Below are 17,987 nucleotides of genomic sequence, written 5' to 3' on the forward strand. Positions count from 1 at the left end.
CACGTCCACTCCGCTGGCTCCTCGGCATTCGCCTGGGCTACGCGCCCCGGTCATGCCATCGCTCGTAGCCGTTCCATAGCGAAGGTGGGCGGCAGGACATCGCTGGCTGAAAGCGTCGATATGACCGATACAGCGACTTTTTCGGAGAAGCACCATGTTGCAGACGCTACTCCCCATTCTGATCTTTGCCGCGCTGGCGGTGGGTGCGGCGGGCGCGGTGCGTCGCACCCGGCTGTGGCGCCAGGGGCGGCGCACGCCGATGCGGTGGCATCGGCTCGCGCTGATGCCCAAGCGCTATCTCAACGACCTGCACCATGTCGTTGCTCGCGACAAGGCGATCGCGCACACCCACGTGGCCACCGCCGGCGGCTATGTCGCGGCCATGGCGCTGGCGCTGGTGGTGCATGGATTCGGCTGGCGCAATCCGATTCTGGGCGGGCTGCTGCTGGCGGCGAGCCTGGTCATGTTCATGGGCACCATTGCGGTAAACCTGCGCCGGGTGAATCCGCCGGCCAAGCTATCCAAGGGGCCGTGGCAGCGCCTCTCCAAGAGCCTGATCGCCTACTCGGTGGGCATGTTCCTGGTGAGTCTACCGCTGGTCGGAGTAGCGCCGACCGTGCTCGGCGGCGGGGTACTGGCGATCGTGCTCGCGGCCGTGCTGGTCTGGGGCTTGCTGGAAATGGTGGTCGGCATGGGCTGGGGCGGGCCGATGAAGCACGCCTTCGCCGGCTCTTTCCATCTGGCCTTCCACCGGCGCCCCGAGCGGTTCGATGACAACCATCCGGACGCGTCCCCGAAAAAGACACATGACGTCCATCGCGGCAGCCGCTCCACCGCGCTCTTCCCGCTGGACCTCACGGCGAAGACGCTGGGCGTGGAGAAGCCCGCCGATTTCCAATGGGAGCAGCTGCTCGGGTTCGATGCCTGCGTCCAGTGCGGCCGCTGCCAGAGCGTCTGCCCGGCCTACGCTGCCGGCCAGCCGCTCAACCCCAAGAAGCTGATCCAGGACATGGTCGTGGGCATGGCCGGCGGCAGCGATTCCCGCTACGCCGGCTCCGGCTATCCCGGCATCGAGGTCGGCAAGCACCATGGCGGTCCCTCTGATGCCATCGTGCCGCAACTGGTCGAGGCGCAGACGCTGTGGGCCTGCACCACCTGCCGCGCCTGTGTCGAGGAGTGCCCGATGATGATCGAGCACGTCGATGCCATCGTCGACATGCGCCGTTTCATCACACTGGAGCGGGGCGAGACCCCGGAGAAGGGCGCGGTGGCGATCGACAACCTGATCGCCACCGACAACCCCGGTGGGCTCGACAACGCTTCGCGCCTCGACTGGGCGGCGGATCTCGAGCTGCCGCGCATCCAGGATCGCCCCGAGGGGGTCGACGTGTTGCTGTGGCTCGGCGACGGCGCCTTCGACATGCGCAACCAGCGCACCCTGCGCTCGCTGGTCAAGATCCTGCGCGCCGGCGACGTCGATTTCGCCGTGCTCGGCGAGGAGGAGCGCGACAGCGGTGATGTCGCCCGACGGCTCGGCGACGAGGCCACCTTCCAGCGCCTCGCCGAACGCAATATCGCCACGCTTTCGCACTATCGCTTCGCGCGCATCGTCACCGCCGACCCGCACAGCTTCCACGTGCTGGGCCGCGAATACGGCGCCTTCGGCGGCGACTACGTGGTCAAGCACCACTCCACCTTCATCGCCGAGCTGTTCGATGGCGGGCGCATCAGCGTGACAGCCCCGGCCCAGGCGGAGAGCGTTACCTATCACGACCCCTGCTATCTGGGCCGTTACAACGGTGAATTCGCCGCGCCGCGCCAGGTGCTTGCCGCCCTCGGGCTGGAAGTCGCCGAGATGGAGCGCTCCGGCTACCGCTCGCGCTGCTGTGGCGGTGGCGGTGGTGCTGCGCTCTCCGACGTGCCCGGCCGCGCGCGTATCCCCGATATGCGCATGGAGGACGTGCGCGAGACCGGGGCGACCACTGTCGCCGTGGCCTGCCCGCAGTGCACCGCGATGCTCGAAGGCGTGGTCGAACCGCGCCCGCGCATTCGCGATCTCGCCGAGATGGTCGCCGACGCGCTGGTCGAGCCGACAGCGGCGATGAACGCCACCAGCGCGCCAAGCCAAAGCCGCGAGGAGGAACCGGCATGAGTGTCCGACGACTCGACCCCCACGCCGAGCGCGCCCGGCGTAACCGTCTGCACCCGCGCCACCACGAGTTCGCCCGGCCGGCGTGGCGCTGGACCAGTGCCGACGGCGTGACGCGCATCAATCCGCATGCCCTCGGCGCGATCGGCCCCAACGGCATCAAGCGCATCGATCGCAGCGGCGCTGCGGTGGAGGCGAGCCCCGCGGGGGGCGCGTCGACGAGTGCGGAACCGGCGCGGCGTCAGATCGTTATCGATCAGCCGGTGGGCCATGTCGTGGTGGTGCCGGAGTTGCCGGAAGGGCGGCTCAACGATCACGACCGCGACCTGTTCGGCCTCGCCCGGCAGCTCGCCGACGGCCATGACCTGGCGGTGACGGCGGTGACCTTCCTCAGCGGTGTCTCCGGGTTCGAGGACGCCGGTGCTGACCGCGTCGTCGATCTCTCCGCCATGGTGACCGAAGGCTACGACCCGGAGCCGCGCCTGGCGGCGCTTGTCGACGTCGAAGCGGCGCTTTCGCCCCGGCACTGGATCTTCGCCGATTCGCTGCCGGATGGCGGCGATCTCGGGCGGCGGCTGGCAGCGCGTCTCCTGCCTCAGAGCGCGAGTCAGGGCGCGAACGCTAGCGTGGGCGATGCCCGCCCGGCGACCCGGGTCTGGCAGCTCAGTGAGGGCAAAACGCTCTCCCGCGCAGGGGACCGTCAGGACATCCTGCGCGACGTCGCCCGGGTGCTGCTGGCGCTGCCCGAATGTGCCGAACCGGTCAGCGAGACGCGTCACGAGGCGCGGGTCATCGAGCTGGCGACGATGGGCGGGGAGCTCTCGTCGGCAGCAAACGAAGCGCCGGCGTCCGGGGTCATCGACCGTGGCCGGGTCGCCGTCGACCCCCAGGAGATCCCGCTGGCCCAGGCGCCGTTCATTCTCTCCGCCGGCCGCGGCATCAGCGACTGGGAAGGCTACCACCACGCCGCCCGGGTGTTGGGGGCCAGCGAAGGCGCCTCGCGGGTGGCAGTGGATGACGGCTACATGCCGCGTTCGCGCCAGGTCGGCGCCACCGGCACCTTCGTCACCGCGAGCTGCTATGTCGCAGTGGGCATCTCCGGGGCGGTGCAGCATCTGCAGGGGATCGCCAAGTGCCAGCGGGTGATCGCGATCAACAACGACCCGAGCTGCGACATGGTCAAGCGCGCCGACCTGGCGCTGATCGCCGACGGCGACGCGGTGCTGGCGGCGGTCTGCGAGCGCCTCGGCCAGCCGCGAGACCAAACTGGTTCGGACGGGTCTTGGACGGACGAGGAGTCGCGACATGCCGCAGCCTGAACCCCAAGCCGCAGCGGGAACGCCCCATGACGTGAAGACCGCGGTGCTGGTGTCGAGCGGCCGCCACCCGGTCTCTGGGCGCGCCGGGCGCGCCCGCGAGGATGCCCGTGCCGTCGAGATGGGCCTGTCGCTGGTCGGCGCCGATCTCTCGCTGGTCCATGCCGGCGACCCGGAGCAGGCTTCGCTGCGGGAGTGTCTGGAAGGGTATCTGGGGATGTATCATGGCCTCGACGACGATCGCGACGGGCAGCTGTCGCTGCTGCCGCTGCGTGCCGGCGAGGATGCGTTACCGCTGCTGGCGGCGTGGCTCGAGCGCAGCGGCGTGAGACTGGCGTTGACCGGCCAGCGCGCCGAATGTGGCGAGGGTTCGGGCATGGTGGGGTATCTGCTCGCCGAGCGGCTGGGCTGGGCGATCGCCACCGGCGTTGCCGCCATCGAACGCTGCGACGCGGAGAGCGTGACGGTGCTGCAGGCGCTGCCCCAAGGCCAGCGCCGGCGACTCGAAATCCGCCTGCCGTGTCTGATCGCGGTGGACGCTGTCGCCGAGGCGCCACGTCAGAGCGCCTTCGGCCCGGCGCGGCGCGGGCGCATCGAGACCGTCGACGATCTGCTGCCCGCGGACGAATCGCGCCTCGACACCGGCAGCGCCGACTGGCAGTGGCAGCCGGCACGGGCGCGGCCCAAGCGGCTCAAGGTGGTGAAATCCACCAATGCGCGGGACCGTTTCAAGGCCGCCGCGGCCAAGTCCTCCGCGTCCGGTGGTCAGGTGCTGACCGATCTCTCGCCGGAGGAGGCCGCCGAGAAGCTGATCGATTATCTGCGGGCGGAAAAGATCCTCGCGCAGGATGATCAGTAGTCCATCAGATGGGGTACGACGCGTGCCGGATCGACGGCATGAAGGCGACCGTCGCGAAAATGCTCGGCGCGACGAGCGGTATAAAGCCCGTACGGCAGGACGCCGGCAGCATCATCGGCGTCAGATTGTCCAGAATCAGATGAGATCGTCCCGATAGGCAAAGGCAACTGCGTGGGTCGTCGGTAGCCTGGGGGTTCACGCTGCCAGCACCGCGAGCGGCAGGTGTGCCAGGTGCCAAAGACGGGGGAGCGAAGAGCGATCTCGAGCATGCGTCCCCATGAGTGACACCAAACTTCCTGAAACCGACATGGCGACGTTTCGGGTATCGACGACGCCTGTCACGATGCGATAGATAATAGAACGCGCGGCCGGCTCGATAGCCATGCCTTGGTCGCGGCATGCACGGCAACAATGTCGAACGGAGGTGGATCATGATGATCGTCGATCTCATCGATGGCGAGGACTTTCGTCAACGGCTGGTCTCGCTGGGGGTGCGTATCCCCGAGGAGGCGTGCCCCGAGAGCTGCGCTCGACTGGCGGCGGGGTGTCATCGCGCGCGAGGCGTCGAGGGTCTGGAGCCCGCCATTCGCGATCTGATGCAGCATACCGACGTGATGCTGCCATCCGTTCGCGAGGCGATCGAGCGCCATCTGCTGCCCATCTTCGGCAGCCCCTGAGGTTGCGGTCGCGCGCATCGTCGCACCTAGGGTTACGGTGTCGTGGATCCTTGCCTATGCTGGGAGAGGCAACTGACGCGATACAGGAATCGGCAGCATGGAGATGGGACTCTGCACCTGGACGCTCGGTATCGGCGATCTCGAACTGCTGATGGACAAGGTGGTCGAGCTGGGGTTCGATGGCGTCCAGATCGACGAGCTTTGGGAGCATGCCTCCCCGGCGGCGATCCGGGACTCACTGGCGCGCAGGGAGCTTGCGCTGATGGCCGTGGATGCCCGGCGGATCAGCCCGCAGGTCGGGGAAGCGCCGGACGTCGCGCAGGGCTTGGACGCCTATCGTCAGGTCATCGACCGCGCCGCCGAACTCGAGGCGCCCGTCGTCACGCTGTCGATGCTGTCGCTGTGGATTCGGGGCCACGCCACGCCCTTCGACGCCCTGTCGGCGGCGTGTCGCGAGCTGGCCGACTATGCCGCCGAGCGGGACATTCGATTGGTCTATGAAGTCGTCAACCGCGACGAAGCGCCGATGATTCACACGGTCGAGGAGGCCAACCGGTTGGTAGGGCAGGTGGCTAGAGCCAATTTCGGGCTGGTTCTCGACAGCTACCACCTGCATTTCGAAGAGATGGACCCGGTCGCGGCGATCGAGTCGAGCCGCGACGCCCTGGCGATCTACCAGGTGTCTGATTCCACGCGCGGCGGTATCGGCAGCGGTGGCGTGGATTTCGAAGCGCAGTTCGACGCACTCGCGCGGATCGGTTTCGACGGACCGGTGATCATGGAGTGCCTGCCGCCGATGCACGATCCCGTCTTGCCGGTGTCGAGCGAGGGCAACCGCCGCATTCTGGAAGACGAACTCATGCGCTCCCGGGAGATCTGGCGCGGCTACGTCCGTGCGCGCCGTTGAGCGCCGATGCGCGCTTCAGAGCCTCCGCAACCCCCACATGAAGTAGACGCCGCCGATCAACGCGGCGATCAGGCCCGCCGGCAGCTGATAGGGGAAGAACAGATTTCTGCCCAGCCAATCGGCGGTCACCATGACCAGCATCCCCAGCAGCCCGGCCCCGAGCAGTTGATGCCTGGCGCCGTGGAATCCCATCAGGCGCGCCATATGAGGAGCCATCAGGCCGACGAAGGAGAGCGGGCCGATGACCAGCGTCGCGGCGACGGTCAGCAGGGCGACCAGTGCCAGCAGCATCAGTCGGCTGCGATCCACGTCGACGCCGAGCGCCTTGGCGGTGGGCGCGCCCAACGGCAGCAATGTCAGCCAGCGCTGCAGCGGCAGCGTCAGCGCCAGCAGGAGGATGGCGATCGCCACGATCCAACTGCTCGAAGTGAGACTGGCGTAGTAGGTCGACCCACCCAACCACGAGAGCAACTGCTGCGCCCTGGGATCCTCGCTGGCCAGCACGATGGCACGCATGGCGTCCAGCAGCGAAGAGATGGCGATGCCGGTCAACAGCAGCCGCTCCGGTGCAAAGCCACTGCGGCGGTTGCAAACGATCAGTACCAATAGCGCAACGGAGGCCCCGCTGAAGCCCATTACGGAGCCGCTCAGTGGGGCGATGCCGAGCGGCAGCAACATCAGCGCAATCACGCCGATCGCGACGCCGGCACTGATGCCGAGGACCTCCGGACTGGCCATGGGGTTGCCGGTCATCCGCTGCAGCAGGGTGCCGGCGATGGCCAGCATCAGCCCCGCTGCCGCGGCCGTAGCCACTCGCGGCAACCGCCAATCGACGATGAGCGACAGGTCGCTGGTGCCTGCCAGACTGGGATACATGGCGTGGCTGTCGAGCATGAAGCCAACCAGTAGCGCCAACGTGCAGGCAACGACCGTCAACGCGGTCAGAGCCCACAGGCGTCGATGCGGTTGTGCCTGTCGCGGCATGGTCAGCCCCGTGCTGGGCGTTGGCCGTGATCCGCTGATCCGCAATCGCGGCAGTAGCCACAGCAGCAGCGGGGCGCCCAGCGCCGCTGTCATGGCGCCGGTCGGCAGCAAGGATGCCGTGAACGGGGCCAACTGCTGCACGGCGAGATCCGTCACTGCGAGCAGGAGCGCGCCCAGAATCATCGACCAGACGAGCCGCTGGGGAAGCGTGCGGGCACCGGAGAGCCGTGCGATGGCCGGAGAGGCGAGGCCGATGAAACCGATCAGGCCGATGGCACTGACCACGCAGGCGGTGATGAAGATCCCCAGGCCCAGGCCGGCGAAGCGCAGCTTGCGCAGCGAGATGCCGAGGCTCTTGGCGCCTTCCTCCTCGAGATCGAGCAGCGACAGCGGACGTAGCAGCAGCAGTGCCAACACCACCACGATGCCCAGGCGCAGCAGCAGGAATCGAGTGTCGTGCCAGCTATCCTGGGCTAGCGCCCCCGATCCCCAGATGAACAGCCCCGATAGGCTCTCCTGGTGAAACAGCAGCAGCGCACTGTTGATCGCGCTGAAATAGAGGCTGACCACCATCCCGGAGAGCACCACCACCATCGGCGCCAGGCGTCGCTTCCAGGAGAGCGCGAAGACCAGTAGCGTCGCCACGATGCCGCCGGCCAGGGCGATCCATTCCCTCCCGGCCAGCATCCAGCTCGGCGCCCATAGCGTCGCGACGACCAGCGCCAGCTGCGCACCACTGGTGACGCCCAGCGTTGCCGGCGACGCCAGCGGATTGCGCAACACCTGCTGCATCAGGCACCCCGCCAGGGCCAGGGCCGCGCCGCCCAGCAGCGCCACCAGCAGCCTCGGCATGAAGGTGTAGTGCATCACGATCTGACCGATCTGGTCATCGTCGGGGGCAACAATGGATTGCCACCAGTGTCCGGAAAGATCGCCGAATCGGGTATGCAGGGTCGCGGCTCCCAGGCAGATCGCCAGCAGCAGCAGGACGATGGCGAACCAAGCGGGAGAACGCGCGCGAAGCGTCATGGCGCCTGACCCTCGACGGACGAAGCGGGAGCCGCATCGGTGGTGAGGGCTTGGGTGCCGACATCGACCAGCGAACGGGTCAAGCGCTGCAGCGAGATCAGTCCGCCGTAGGGCCAGATGGGATCGATGAAGCTCACCCGCCCCGCGCGGACCGCCGGCAGGTGCTGCCAGATCTGATTGTCGCGCAGGGCCTCTTTCACGCCTCGGGGATAAGGCTTGATGACGACGATGCGCGCTTCGGGACGCTCGGCTAGTCGCTCGATCGGGATGCTGGCGTAGCCCCAGGCATTGGTCGGACCAGTCCAGGCATTGGTGAGGTCGGTACGGGAGAACAGCGTACCCACCATGTTGCCCTGGCCGAACACGCGGACGTGCTGGGCATCGCTGAACTGCACCAGATAGAGGGGCGTCTTCGTGCCTTGCAAGGCTTGGGTGGCGCGCTCGAGAATGGCGTCGGTTTCGTCGATCAGGGCTTCGGCCTGCGGCCGCCGGTCGGTCAGTCTCGCGATCTCGCGGGTCATCGCCAGCGTCGCCTCGTAATACGGCCGGTCGGTGTAGAAGTTGTCGATCATCCTGACCGGCATCAGACGCTCCAGGCGGGCGTTGTCGCGGGAGAACAGGGCGCTGGTCATCAATAGGTCGGGTGGATCCTGGGCCAGCAGTTCGAGGTTGGGCTCGTTGCGCAATCCCATGTCCAGCGTCGAACCGGAGACCGCTGGTGCCTTGACCCAGGCGTTGTAGTTGGGGATGTCCGACACCGCGTAGGGTTCGACCCCCAGGGCGATGAGGGTTTCGACGACCGTCCAGTTGGCGGCCGCGATCCGCAACGGTTTCGAATCGGCGTCGGCCTGGGCGTCCGCAAGCGCGGTGCTCATCCCCAGCAGCACGGCAACCGCAAGTGCGAGGAGAGCTGGAAAAGAGCGAACACGCGACAAAGTGACGGTTTCCTGGCGGCGGAAGGAGAGTGGCACGGCGCTCACCCGGTCATAAACACGGGCACCGGATGCGGCCTACGGGCGGTGATGGTAGATCGAATGACAATCGTTATCAATAAAGAGAGGAGACGCACTTCCTATTGAATACACATGGCAATGATTGTCATTTAGAATACTGTCGATAACAACGTCCGGCCGACGGCTGCCGGCTCCTACAACGCGATAAACGGGCATTCGATTCGATGAAACCAGGGAACACTCTCGCCGCCGTGAGCGGTACGCTGCTTTTTGCCTGTGCGGGAAGCGCACTTGCCCAGGAGCCGGCTGCGGCCAACGAAACCGTCGTGGTCACCAGCACGGCGCTCAAGGTCGACACACCGCTGCTGGAAACCCCGCGTTCGGCTTCTGTGGTCACCGACACCGAACTGGAGAGACGCGCGGTCAACAAGTATGACCAGGTTTTACGCTATCGTGCCGGTGCATTGTCGGCACCCTACGGGAATGACGCCAAGGCGGACTGGTTCTTCTTCCGCGGCTTCTCGGGTGAGGACTCAACCTATCAGGATGGATTGCGTCTGTTCCGCGAGGCCGGCTATCTATGGTGGAAAACTGAGCCTTTCGGTCTCGAGCGAGTCGATTTCCTGAAGGGGCCAGCATCGATCCTATATGGCGAGGCGCCTCCCGGGGGCATCATCAACGCCATCAGTAAGCGTCCAACCGATGAAACCCAGGGGTTGTTCGAAATCCAGGCCGGTAACAAGGGGCATCGGCAGGTTGGGATCGATACGTCTGGACCGGTCACCGACAGCGGCGATGTCCGCTACCGTCTCGTTGGATTGTTTCGTGACCAGGACGGTGAACTTGACGGTACCGACAACGAGCGAGTTTACTTCGCTCCCAGCCTGGCGGTAGATCTATCCGACCGGACAACCCTGACGCTGCTGGCAAGCTATCAGCGCGATCATGGCACGCCAGCAAATGTCTTCTATCTTCCCTACGGTTCCGTCAACGACACGCCGTTTGGCAAGGTGGATCGCGATACGGATCTCGGTGACAACGACAATGATCGTCTCGAGCACGAGCAGATTTCGGTCGGCTACGAACTCGAGCACACCTTCAACGATACCTGGGCGTTCCAACAGAACGCGCGGTTGAGCTCGCTCGATCTCTTCCTGCGTACTGCATATCCGTCATACATGACCGATGATCGCACCGCGCAGCGTGGCCTGACCTATCGCGATGGCAGCTACGACGCCTTCACCATCGATAACCGCATGATCGGTACCTGGTATACCGACAACACCGAGAACACGTTGTTGGTGGGGCTCGATTACCAGCACCTGGATGCCGATTATCTCAGCCGCGACAACTTCAACTACGGCATGATCGATATCTTCGATCCGGGCGATGTAACCACCAATCCACCCAGCAATCCGACATACTACGATCAGGGCAAGGAGCAAATCGGCGTCTACGTACAGGATCAGTTGCGCCTCTACGATCGCTGGATTCTATTGGCCGGGGCGCGACACGATAGCGTCGACGTCACCAACAAGCAGGAGGGTGGCGAGGATCAGAGTTACGACGATACGCAGATGTCCTATACCGGTGGCGTCATGTATCTGGGCGACTATGGTCTCTCGCCATACCTCAGCTACAGCGAGTCATTCACGCCAAACATCGGCAACGATCTGAATGGCGACGCTTACCAGCCTAGCGAGGGTAAACAGTGGGAGCTGGGGCTCAAGTACGCACCCAATTGGCTGGATGGTTATGTCACTGCAGCTGTCTTCGACTTGAAGGAGAGCGACACGCTCTATCCCAGCGGCGGTTCCTCAAGTAACCAGGGTGGGGAGCGTCATTCCCGAGGTTTCGAACTCGAGGGTGTGGGTTATGTCACTGACAACCTTCAGGTCACGGCAGCCTATACCTACACTGACGTGACGCTTGATGTCAGCGACACCCAGCAAGAACTCCGTGCAGGTCTCATTCCGCGTCACCAAGCTTCGCTGTGGCTGGATTACGACTTCTCCCATGGAACGCTGGCTGGACTGGGGCTTGGGGCCGGAGCGCGCTACATCGGTACCAGCGTGGACTCACCCCAGTACAGCGACACCACAGTGGCGGCCTACACGCTCTACGATGCGATGGTCAGCTATGCGGTCGACTCGCACTGGACCGCTCAGGTCAACGTCACCAATCTGACGGACGAAGATTACGTCAGCGGCTGCGACTACTGGTGCTACTACGGTGAATCCCGCAGTGTTATCGGCAGTCTGAAATATCGTTGGTAATACAGTTGTGCATTGAACGGGAGCCCGGCTCAACGCCGGGCTTTTTGTTGGATGACACCTGGCTCCCGGCAATCGCAGTCATCATCATGGCAATAATGATTCTCGTTTCTATTTATGTTGATGTCGGGACGCTATAGAATGGGCCCGCTTTTTACTTTGCCCGTCCATATCGATAGGTCCAAGGATAATGAACCCAGGTATCGCGTCTTCCGAGAACAGGCGCCTCTTTGGCAGGTTGGCTTTCGTTGCGGTCACCATGAGCGCGCCACCTGTCGTCACCACGAGCTGGGCCCAAAGCAGTCCTGGCGATAGCCAGTCCCTCGATACGGTGACCGTCACCAGCCAGGCGATCCTGACCCAAGGCGATACACTGCCGCCCGCCTATGCGGGCGGGCAGGTTGCTGCCGGGGGACGGATCGGGGTTCTCGGCGAGCAGGACACGATGGACGTGCCGTTCAATGTCATCAGCTATACGAGCGACCTGATAGAGAATCAACAGGCCGACACGCTGGGGGACGTGCTGCAAAACGATGCCTCGGTGATCGTCGGCAAGGGGTTCGGCAACTACTCGGAGTCATTCAAGGTCCGCGGGTTCGACCTGTACGGTGACGATATTTCCTACGGTGGGCTATACGGTGTACTGCCACGCCAGTTGATCAACACCAGCATGATGGGGCGGGTCGAACTGTTCAAAGGTGCCAGTGCGTTCGCCAACGGCGTACCCGCTGGCGGTTCCGGGGTGGGCGGCGCTGTCAACATCGAACCCAAGCGAGCAACCGACGAGCCAATCACGCGAGTTTCCACGGGATACCAGTCGGACAGCTATGGCGAGACGCAGCTCGATGTCGGTCGGCGTTTCGGCAATCAGAACGAATATGGGATTCGGGCCAGTATCAACCGCGGGCGTGGGGATACGGCCATCGACGACGAGAGCCGCAAGAATACCTCTGCGGTCGTGGGACTGGACTACCGTGGCGATCGCGCTCGGGCATCGCTGGATGTCGGTCACCAGAAATCGGTCATCGATGGCGGCCGCCTGAATGTGAACCTGACCAACTACACCGGCGATTCCGTACCTTCGGTGCCCGATGCCGACAGCAACTACACGCCAAGCTGGAATCGCTCGAGCCTGGAGACCAATTTCGCCATGCTGCGAGGCGAGTACGACTTCAGTGACTCCTGGACCGGCTATGCCGCGATCGGGGGCAATCGCACCCATGAGCGAAGTCTGGCCGGGTCGCCTAGCGTTACTAATGAAGATGGTGATGCTACGGTTTCCCAACTCGATACGGCCTACCAGTCGGAAACCTTCGCCAGTCAGGTCGGCTTGCGCGGACAGTTGGATACCGGACCGGTCTCGCATCAGGTGAACCTGGGTTATTCCAGCGTCTATTTTCGCAAGGATGTGGCTTTCGATGGAATTTTCACGGGAGCGCCGACCAACATCTACGACCCGGTCGACGTTCCAGTCCGCGAGCCTAATTTCCCAAGCGGTGATCTGAGTGACCCCACGACGACAGGGCGCACCTACAATAACGGCGTTTCTCTGTCGGACACACTGGGTTTCTTCGATGATCGTGTGCTGATGACGTTGGGCGGTCGATATCAAGAGATCGAGGTCAATAATTACAATGGGAATACGGGTATACGGGAAAACCGGTTTTCCAAGTCTCGCGTCACTCCGGTCTATGGCATCGTCTACAAACCCACGGATACTATTTCGCTCTACGCCAATCATATCGAGGCGTTACAGCAGGGCGAAACGGCCCCCGGTCTGAACAATTACCCAGATCTTACGAATCCCAATGAAATTCTGGGTATCGTACGCTCGAAGCAGGACGAAGTCGGCGCCAAGTTCGATTACGGCAATATCGGCGGTGGTATCAGTCTCTTCCAGATCGAGCAGCCGCAGGTCAGCATTGAGGACAATACCGCCGGCTACAACGGTGAGCAGCGCAACCGCGGCATCGAGTTGAGTGGCTACGGAGTGCCGCTGGATGGCGTGCGTGTGTTGGCGAGCGCGACCTTCATGGATCCGGAACTTCGCAACACGACCAATGGCGAGAACGATGGCAACGACGCGCCGGGCGTGCCGACATACCGCTATGTTCTGGGCGGTGAATGGGATATCCCCCAAATGGACCGGCTCACGGCGACCGGACGACTCATTCGCACCGGCTCACAGTACGTCGATGAGGCCAACAACCTCGAAGTCGATCCCTGGAATCGTCTCGACCTAGGCTTCCGCTACACCATGCCGCTCAATGAGGCGAGCCTGATCTGGCGCGCGGGCATCGACAACGTCACTGATGAAGATTACTGGGAGTCTGCCGCAACGACTGGTAACCAGACCCTGGTTCAGGGGGAGCCGCGTACGCTCAAGCTGTCGGCTACCGTCGAGTTCTGATTTCCCGGCGTTTCCGGGTACCGGTGCAAGGCGCCTCCTTCGGGAAGCGCCTTTTTCATGGGTGGATGGCTGGTAAAGCGTGGATCGCTTGCCGCTCAAGCCGTGCAGCGTTACTGCGAGGCGACCTGCAACTGAGGCGATGTCTCGACACCGAGGTTGGCCCGCAGTGTTTCGCTGTACCAGTTGACGAAATCGATGACGCCGAACTCGTAGGTCGTCGAATAAGGGCCGGGCTGATAGGCGCGAGAATTGATGCCGAGCTGGTTCTCCTCGGCCAGGCGGCGGTCCTGATCGTTGGTGGCGTCCCAGACCTGGCGCAGACGTTCGGGGTCGTAGTCGGTCCCCTCGACGGCATCCTTGTGCACCAGCCACTTGGTCGTGACCAGCGTCTCCTGCGGGCCCAACGGCAGTACGCGGAAGACCACGGCATGATCGCCCATGAAATGGTTCCAGGAATTGGGCAGGTGAAGGATGCGCAGCGAGCCCATGTCCGCATTGGGTATATGGCCCATCAGCTTGTTGCAGCCCGGCTTGCCATCCATGGTCATCGAGACGATGCCGTCGATCAGCGGCGTACGGGTGAGGCGATTGCGCTTGCCGAATCGGGCCAGCTGCCACGGTACCTCGCAGGTGGTCCAGTCGGCCTGCTTGCGGGCGACCAGATCTCGGTACTCGCCGGTGGAGCGGGGGTCGTTGGTATCGTCGAATTCGATCAGCGAGTTGAGCAGTTCGGGATGGGCGCCGTTGCAGTGGTAGCACTCGCGATTGTTCTCGATCACCAGCTTCCAGTTACAGCGCTCGACGATGTTGGACTCCACCGCGACCTTGACGTTGTCCATCTCGTGGGGCGAGAGATAGTGCTCCAGCGAGACCAGGAAGTCGTCGATCGGCTCCGGGTCCTCGCTCAGGTTGATGAACACGAAGCCGCCAGCGCTCTTCACCGCCACGGGCTTGAGGCCATAGGCGCTCATGTCGAACTCGGTACCCATATCGCTGCCGGCGAACAGCAGCCGGCCGTCGAGTTCGTAGGTCCACTGATGGTAGGGGCAGACCAGCTTGGCCACCTTGCCCTTGTCCTTGAGACACAGGCGCGAGCCGCGGTGGCGACAGACGTTGTGAAAGGCGTGAATCTTGTTTTCGGCACCGCGTAGAACGATGATCGAGTTGCTACCCACCTCGAGCTTGAAGTAGTTGCCCTTGGCGGGAATCTCGCAGCTCATGCCGGCGAACAGCCACTGCTTCTCGAAGATCTCCTCCATGTCGACCTGGAACAGCCGCGGGTCGTTGTAGAAGGGCTGGGGCAGTGAATAGGTCGGGTCACGCTGATCCAGCATATCCGCCACGGCCTTGCGGGTCGCGCTGAGAGCGTCATCCAGGCTGTCGCGTGGAAGTGGTGACATGGTCGCATCCTCATCGATGACTGAGTGGGTCTTTCCCGAACACGTCCGCGGGAACGACCAGGTGAATGGCATAGGACGGTGGCGATTGCATGCTACCGATCCGACTTTCGGCGAGTGTCGCTCAGGTGCTGGCGATGAAATTGTCCATCCGCGACATTCGTCGATGCCAGGCCGACCGCCGGGCACAAATGCTCACCGGTAAGTCACCCGTCGATACCTTGGTGCCGATGACGCTGCGCGGGTGTCTCGGCGGGTCAATTTTCGTGCCGGAATCGAGGTTTTGGCGGCACCTGGGGGTGGTTGGCATGCCTGTGTCGTTGATAGGCAAGTCGGTCCGCTTCGGCGTGCGCAGAATCCGCTGAGGATAGTAATTCACCGGAAGCGGCTATGCGGATCGGCGTTCTCGCCCTGGCCATTTCCCCGATCGAGTGCGGTGACGATGCAATTCTTCAATCCGGTCAATACGCAAACCTGGACCAACGGCCGACATCAGGTGCGGTGCGTCAAGGTCATTCAGGAAACCTGGAACGTGCGAACGTTCTGTTTCATGGCCGACCAGCCGGTGATGTTCTTCTTCAAGCCGGGGCAGTTCGTCACGCTGGAACTGGAGATCGCCGGTCAGCCGGTGATGCGTTCCTACACGATTTCCAGTTCACCCTCGATCCCCTACAGCTTCTCGATCACGGTCAAGCGTTTGTCTGGCGGGCAGGTCTCCAACTGGCTTCACGACAATCTCAAGGTCGGCGACCCGATGGTGGTTCACGGGCCGGTCGGGGATTTCAATGTCATCGATCACCCGGCGGAGAAAGTGATGATGCTCTCGGGGGGCGTCGGGATCACGCCGCTGATGTCGATGACGCGCTGGTTCTTCGATACCAATGCCGCCGTCGACCTGGAGTTCATCCATTGCGCTCAGGCCCCCAACGACATCATCTACCACCGTGAACTGGTGCACATGTTTTCGCGGCTGCCGGAGTTCCGTCTGCATATCGTGTGCGAGCGCAGCGACGAGCTTAGCCAGGCCTGGTCCGGTTTCCGGGGCTATCTGACAAGGCAGATGCTGACCTTGATGGCGCCGGACTATCTCGAGCGGGAGGTATTCTGCTGCGGACCGACGCCATTCATGAAAGCAGTGCGCCAGGTGCTGCTGGAAGATGGCTTCGATATGTCGCACTACCATCAGGAGTCTTTCGGTGCGACACCGTTGAGCGTCCAGGAAGACGTGCTGGAACTGGCCGAGCAAGCGGAGGCCGACGCGGAAGAAGTGGACACGGCCGATCTGATGCCAGTCGAATTCACTGGCAGCGGCAAGAGTATTCGCGTCAGCGAGAACGATACCATTCACTCGGCGGCGGCCAAGCTGGGGCTGCATATTCCCAAGGCCTGCGGGATGGGGATCTGCGGTACCTGTCGTGTGATGAAGCTCGAGGGCGAGGTCGAGATGGAGCACAACGGCGGCATCACCGAGGAGGACGAAGCCGAGGGCTTCATCCTGTCATGCTGTTCGAAGCCGCGGGGAAAAGTCGTCATCGATTTCTGAGCGACGAGCAAAGAGCTGCAAGTGTTAGACCTTTGGACCTGGCGGCTGTCGTCGCAGCGTCATTCGGTGGCGTGACGAGACCGTTTCACCATCGATGTAACTCCTAGTCTGGTTTCGCGCCTTCTTTCGATGTCGTCGCCAGAGCGGCACGACGCAAGGCATTCCGAGACCAGACCCAGGAGTTCACACCATGTCTTCACCCGCCAATCGAGGCGTCGTCTTTCGCGGCGCCGGCAAGGTCGCCGTCGAGAGCATCCCTTTCCCTGAGCTGGCGCTCGGCAGCCGCCAGTGCCATCACGGCGTCATCCTCAAGATTCTGACCACCAACATCTGCGGCAGCGACCAGCACATGGTGCGTGGCCGAACTACGGCGCCGGAAGGGCTGGTGCTCGGCCACGAGATCACCGGCGAGGTGATCGAGTGTGGCCGTGACGTCGAGTTCATCAAGAAGGGCGACATCGTCTCGGTGCCGTTCAACGTCGCCTGCGGCCGCTGCCGCAACTGCAAACGCGGCGATACCCATATCTGCCTGCACGTCAACGGTGACCGCGCCGGTGGCGCCTACGGCTATGTTGATATGGGCGGTTGGGTCGGCGGTCAGGCCGAGTACGTGATGGTGCCCTATGCCGATTTCCAACTGCTCGTCTTTCCCGACAAGGAGCAGGCGATGGAGAAGATCCTCGACCTCACCATGCTCTCGGACATCTTTCCCACCGGCTTCCACGGCTGCGTGACCGCCGGTGTCCAGCCGGGTTCGACGGTCTATATCGCCGGTGCAGGTCCGGTGGGGCTGGCCGCTGCCGTCTCCGCCCAGCTGTTGGGCGCGGCCTGCGTGATCGTCGGCGACATGAATGACAAGCGCCTCGACCAGGCGCGCAGCTTCGGCTGCGAAGGGCTGGATCTCAAGCAGGACGCCAGCATGTCGGAATTGATCGAGTCGGTGCTGGGCGTGCCGGAGGTGGATGCCGCGGTCGATGCGGTAGGCTTCGAAGCCAACTGCCATGGTCACAACCATTCCCATGAGCAGCCGGCGACGGTGCTCAACGCCACCATGGAGATCACCCAGGCCGGCGGCCGGGTCGGCATCCCGGGACTCTACGTCACCGAAGATCCGGGCGCCGAGAGCGAAGATGCCAAGCACGGCAACATCTCGATGAAGTTCGGCCTCGGCTGGGCCAAGGCGATGTCGTTCCACACCGGCCAGACGCCGGCCATGCGCTATCAGCGCCAGCTGATGCAGGCGATCCTTCACGACAGGGTCCAGATCGGCAAGGCGGTGAACGTGCAGACCATCTCGCTGGATGAGGCGCCCCAGGGTTACGCCGACTTCGACGGCGGCGCGGCCAAGAAATTCGTGATCGATCCGCACGGCGTACTTCGATAACAGAAAACAGGGTGCTACTTCCTTCAGCTTCGGGCACCCGAGTAAAAGAGTAATGGGCCACGAATCCCAAGGGAATGCGTGGCCCATTGATGTGAAAAAAGCCTAC

General features: G+C 63.4%; 13 protein-coding genes. 10 read left to right on the forward strand and 3 right to left on the reverse strand.

The genetic code is table 11. The features are described 5' to 3' along the window. Positions 1–154 precede the first annotated feature (154 nt). The 5 genes from F0A16_RS01985 to F0A16_RS02005 all read left to right on the forward strand — a co-directional run bounded on the left by F0A16_RS01985 (position 155) and on the right by F0A16_RS02005 (position 5,908). Positions 155–2,152 (forward strand): (Fe-S)-binding protein, encoded by a 1,998-nt coding sequence (locus tag F0A16_RS01985; protein WP_149433705.1) that lies wholly within the window; start codon positions 155–157, stop codon positions 2,150–2,152. After that, positions 2,149–3,468, forward strand: coding sequence for an electron transfer flavoprotein subunit alpha/FixB family protein (locus tag F0A16_RS01990; protein WP_149433706.1), 1,320 nt, complete (start codon positions 2,149–2,151; stop codon positions 3,466–3,468). Before F0A16_RS01985 ends, F0A16_RS01990 begins: the two co-directional genes overlap by 4 nt. Then, a complete protein-coding gene (locus F0A16_RS01995; protein WP_149433707.1) occupies positions 3,455–4,324 on the forward strand; it encodes an electron transfer flavoprotein subunit beta in 870 nt (289 codons plus the stop codon). Before F0A16_RS01990 ends, F0A16_RS01995 begins: the two co-directional genes overlap by 14 nt. A gap of 431 nt (positions 4,325–4,755) precedes the next feature. Continuing rightward, positions 4,756–5,001: a hypothetical protein gene (locus F0A16_RS02000; RefSeq protein WP_149433708.1), complete on the forward strand. Its 246-nt coding sequence runs from the start codon at positions 4,756–4,758 to the stop codon at positions 4,999–5,001. Between the two features lie 97 nt (positions 5,002–5,098). Beyond that, on the forward strand, positions 5,099–5,908 hold the full coding sequence (locus F0A16_RS02005) for a sugar phosphate isomerase/epimerase family protein (protein ID WP_149433709.1): 810 nt from the start codon (positions 5,099–5,101) through the stop codon (positions 5,906–5,908). Positions 5,909–5,923: 15 nt separating this feature from the next. On the opposite strand, the gene fhuB is transcribed toward F0A16_RS02005, so the two are convergent. Together fhuB and F0A16_RS02015 are read right to left on the reverse strand one after the other, a co-directional pair. Then, on the reverse strand, positions 5,924–7,921 hold the full coding sequence (gene fhuB, locus F0A16_RS02010) for a Fe(3+)-hydroxamate ABC transporter permease FhuB (RefSeq protein WP_149433710.1): 1,998 nt from the start codon (positions 7,919–7,921) through the stop codon (positions 5,924–5,926). Further along, positions 7,918–8,796 carry an ABC transporter substrate-binding protein gene (locus tag F0A16_RS02015; protein WP_149433711.1) on the reverse strand — a complete coding sequence of 293 codons (879 nt, stop codon included), beginning with the start codon at positions 8,794–8,796 and terminating at the stop codon, positions 7,918–7,920. The genes fhuB and F0A16_RS02015 overlap by 4 nt, the downstream gene beginning before the upstream one ends. 302 nt (positions 8,797–9,098) lie before the next feature. Here F0A16_RS02015 and F0A16_RS02020 point away from each other — a divergent pair, with 302 nt between their 5' ends. Both F0A16_RS02020 and F0A16_RS02025 read left to right on the forward strand, forming a co-directional pair. Then, positions 9,099–11,150, forward strand: a complete 2,052-nt coding sequence (locus tag F0A16_RS02020) for a TonB-dependent siderophore receptor (RefSeq protein WP_149433712.1) — start codon at positions 9,099–9,101, stop codon at positions 11,148–11,150. A 256-nt stretch (positions 11,151–11,406) separates the two neighbouring features. Next, positions 11,407–13,557 (forward strand): TonB-dependent receptor, encoded by a 2,151-nt coding sequence (locus F0A16_RS02025; protein WP_187775878.1) that lies wholly within the window; start codon positions 11,407–11,409, stop codon positions 13,555–13,557. A gap of 110 nt (positions 13,558–13,667) precedes the next feature. Here the strand turns inward: F0A16_RS02025 and F0A16_RS02030 are convergent, their stop codons facing one another. Continuing rightward, entirely contained in the window at positions 13,668–14,957 is a 1,290-nt protein-coding gene (locus F0A16_RS02030) for an aromatic ring-hydroxylating oxygenase subunit alpha (RefSeq protein WP_149433714.1), read from the reverse strand. A gap of 134 nt (positions 14,958–15,091) precedes the next feature. Here F0A16_RS02030 and F0A16_RS02035 point away from each other — a divergent pair, with 134 nt between their 5' ends. From F0A16_RS02035 to fdhA, 3 genes are all read left to right on the forward strand, one after another. Continuing rightward, positions 15,092–15,319 (forward strand): hypothetical protein, encoded by a 228-nt coding sequence (locus tag F0A16_RS02035; RefSeq protein WP_149433715.1) that lies wholly within the window; start codon positions 15,092–15,094, stop codon positions 15,317–15,319. A 77-nt stretch (positions 15,320–15,396) separates the two neighbouring features. After that, positions 15,397–16,497, forward strand: coding sequence for an FAD-binding oxidoreductase (locus F0A16_RS02040; RefSeq protein WP_420853055.1), 1,101 nt, complete (start codon positions 15,397–15,399; stop codon positions 16,495–16,497). Between the two features lie 190 nt (positions 16,498–16,687). Then, a complete protein-coding gene (fdhA, locus tag F0A16_RS02045) occupies positions 16,688–17,881 on the forward strand; it encodes a formaldehyde dehydrogenase, glutathione-independent (protein ID WP_149433717.1) in 1,194 nt (397 codons plus the stop codon). The last annotated feature ends 106 nt before the right edge of the window (positions 17,882–17,987 follow it).

The organism is Salinicola corii (assembly GCF_008298015.1).
Taxonomy (GTDB): domain Bacteria; phylum Pseudomonadota; class Gammaproteobacteria; order Pseudomonadales; family Halomonadaceae; genus Salinicola; species Salinicola corii.

Bases quoted from the DNA above. Each gene is read 5' to 3' on its own strand.
- fhuB (WP_149433710.1), bottom strand. From the start codon at position 7,921: ATGACGCTTCGCGCGCGTTCTCCCGCTTGGTTCGCCATCGTCCTGCTG.
- F0A16_RS02035 (WP_149433715.1), top strand. From the start codon at position 15,092: ATGAAATTGTCCATCCGCGACATTCGTCGATGCCAGGCCGACCGCCGG.
- F0A16_RS02000 (WP_149433708.1), top strand. From the start codon at position 4,756: ATGATGATCGTCGATCTCATCGATGGCGAGGACTTTCGTCAACGGCTG.
- F0A16_RS01995 (WP_149433707.1), top strand. From the start codon at position 3,455: ATGCCGCAGCCTGAACCCCAAGCCGCAGCGGGAACGCCCCATGACGTG.
- F0A16_RS02040 (WP_420853055.1), top strand. From the start codon at position 15,397: ATGCAATTCTTCAATCCGGTCAATACGCAAACCTGGACCAACGGCCGA.
- F0A16_RS02015 (WP_149433711.1), bottom strand. From the start codon at position 8,796: ATGAGCACCGCGCTTGCGGACGCCCAGGCCGACGCCGATTCGAAACCG.
- F0A16_RS02020 (WP_149433712.1), top strand. From the start codon at position 9,099: ATGAAACCAGGGAACACTCTCGCCGCCGTGAGCGGTACGCTGCTTTTT.
- F0A16_RS02030 (WP_149433714.1), bottom strand. From the start codon at position 14,957: ATGTCACCACTTCCACGCGACAGCCTGGATGACGCTCTCAGCGCGACC.
- F0A16_RS01985 (WP_149433705.1), top strand. From the start codon at position 155: ATGTTGCAGACGCTACTCCCCATTCTGATCTTTGCCGCGCTGGCGGTG.
- F0A16_RS02005 (WP_149433709.1), top strand. From the start codon at position 5,099: ATGGAGATGGGACTCTGCACCTGGACGCTCGGTATCGGCGATCTCGAA.
- F0A16_RS02025 (WP_187775878.1), top strand. From the start codon at position 11,407: ATGAGCGCGCCACCTGTCGTCACCACGAGCTGGGCCCAAAGCAGTCCT.
- fdhA (WP_149433717.1), top strand. From the start codon at position 16,688: ATGTCTTCACCCGCCAATCGAGGCGTCGTCTTTCGCGGCGCCGGCAAG.
- F0A16_RS01990 (WP_149433706.1), top strand. From the start codon at position 2,149: ATGAGTGTCCGACGACTCGACCCCCACGCCGAGCGCGCCCGGCGTAAC.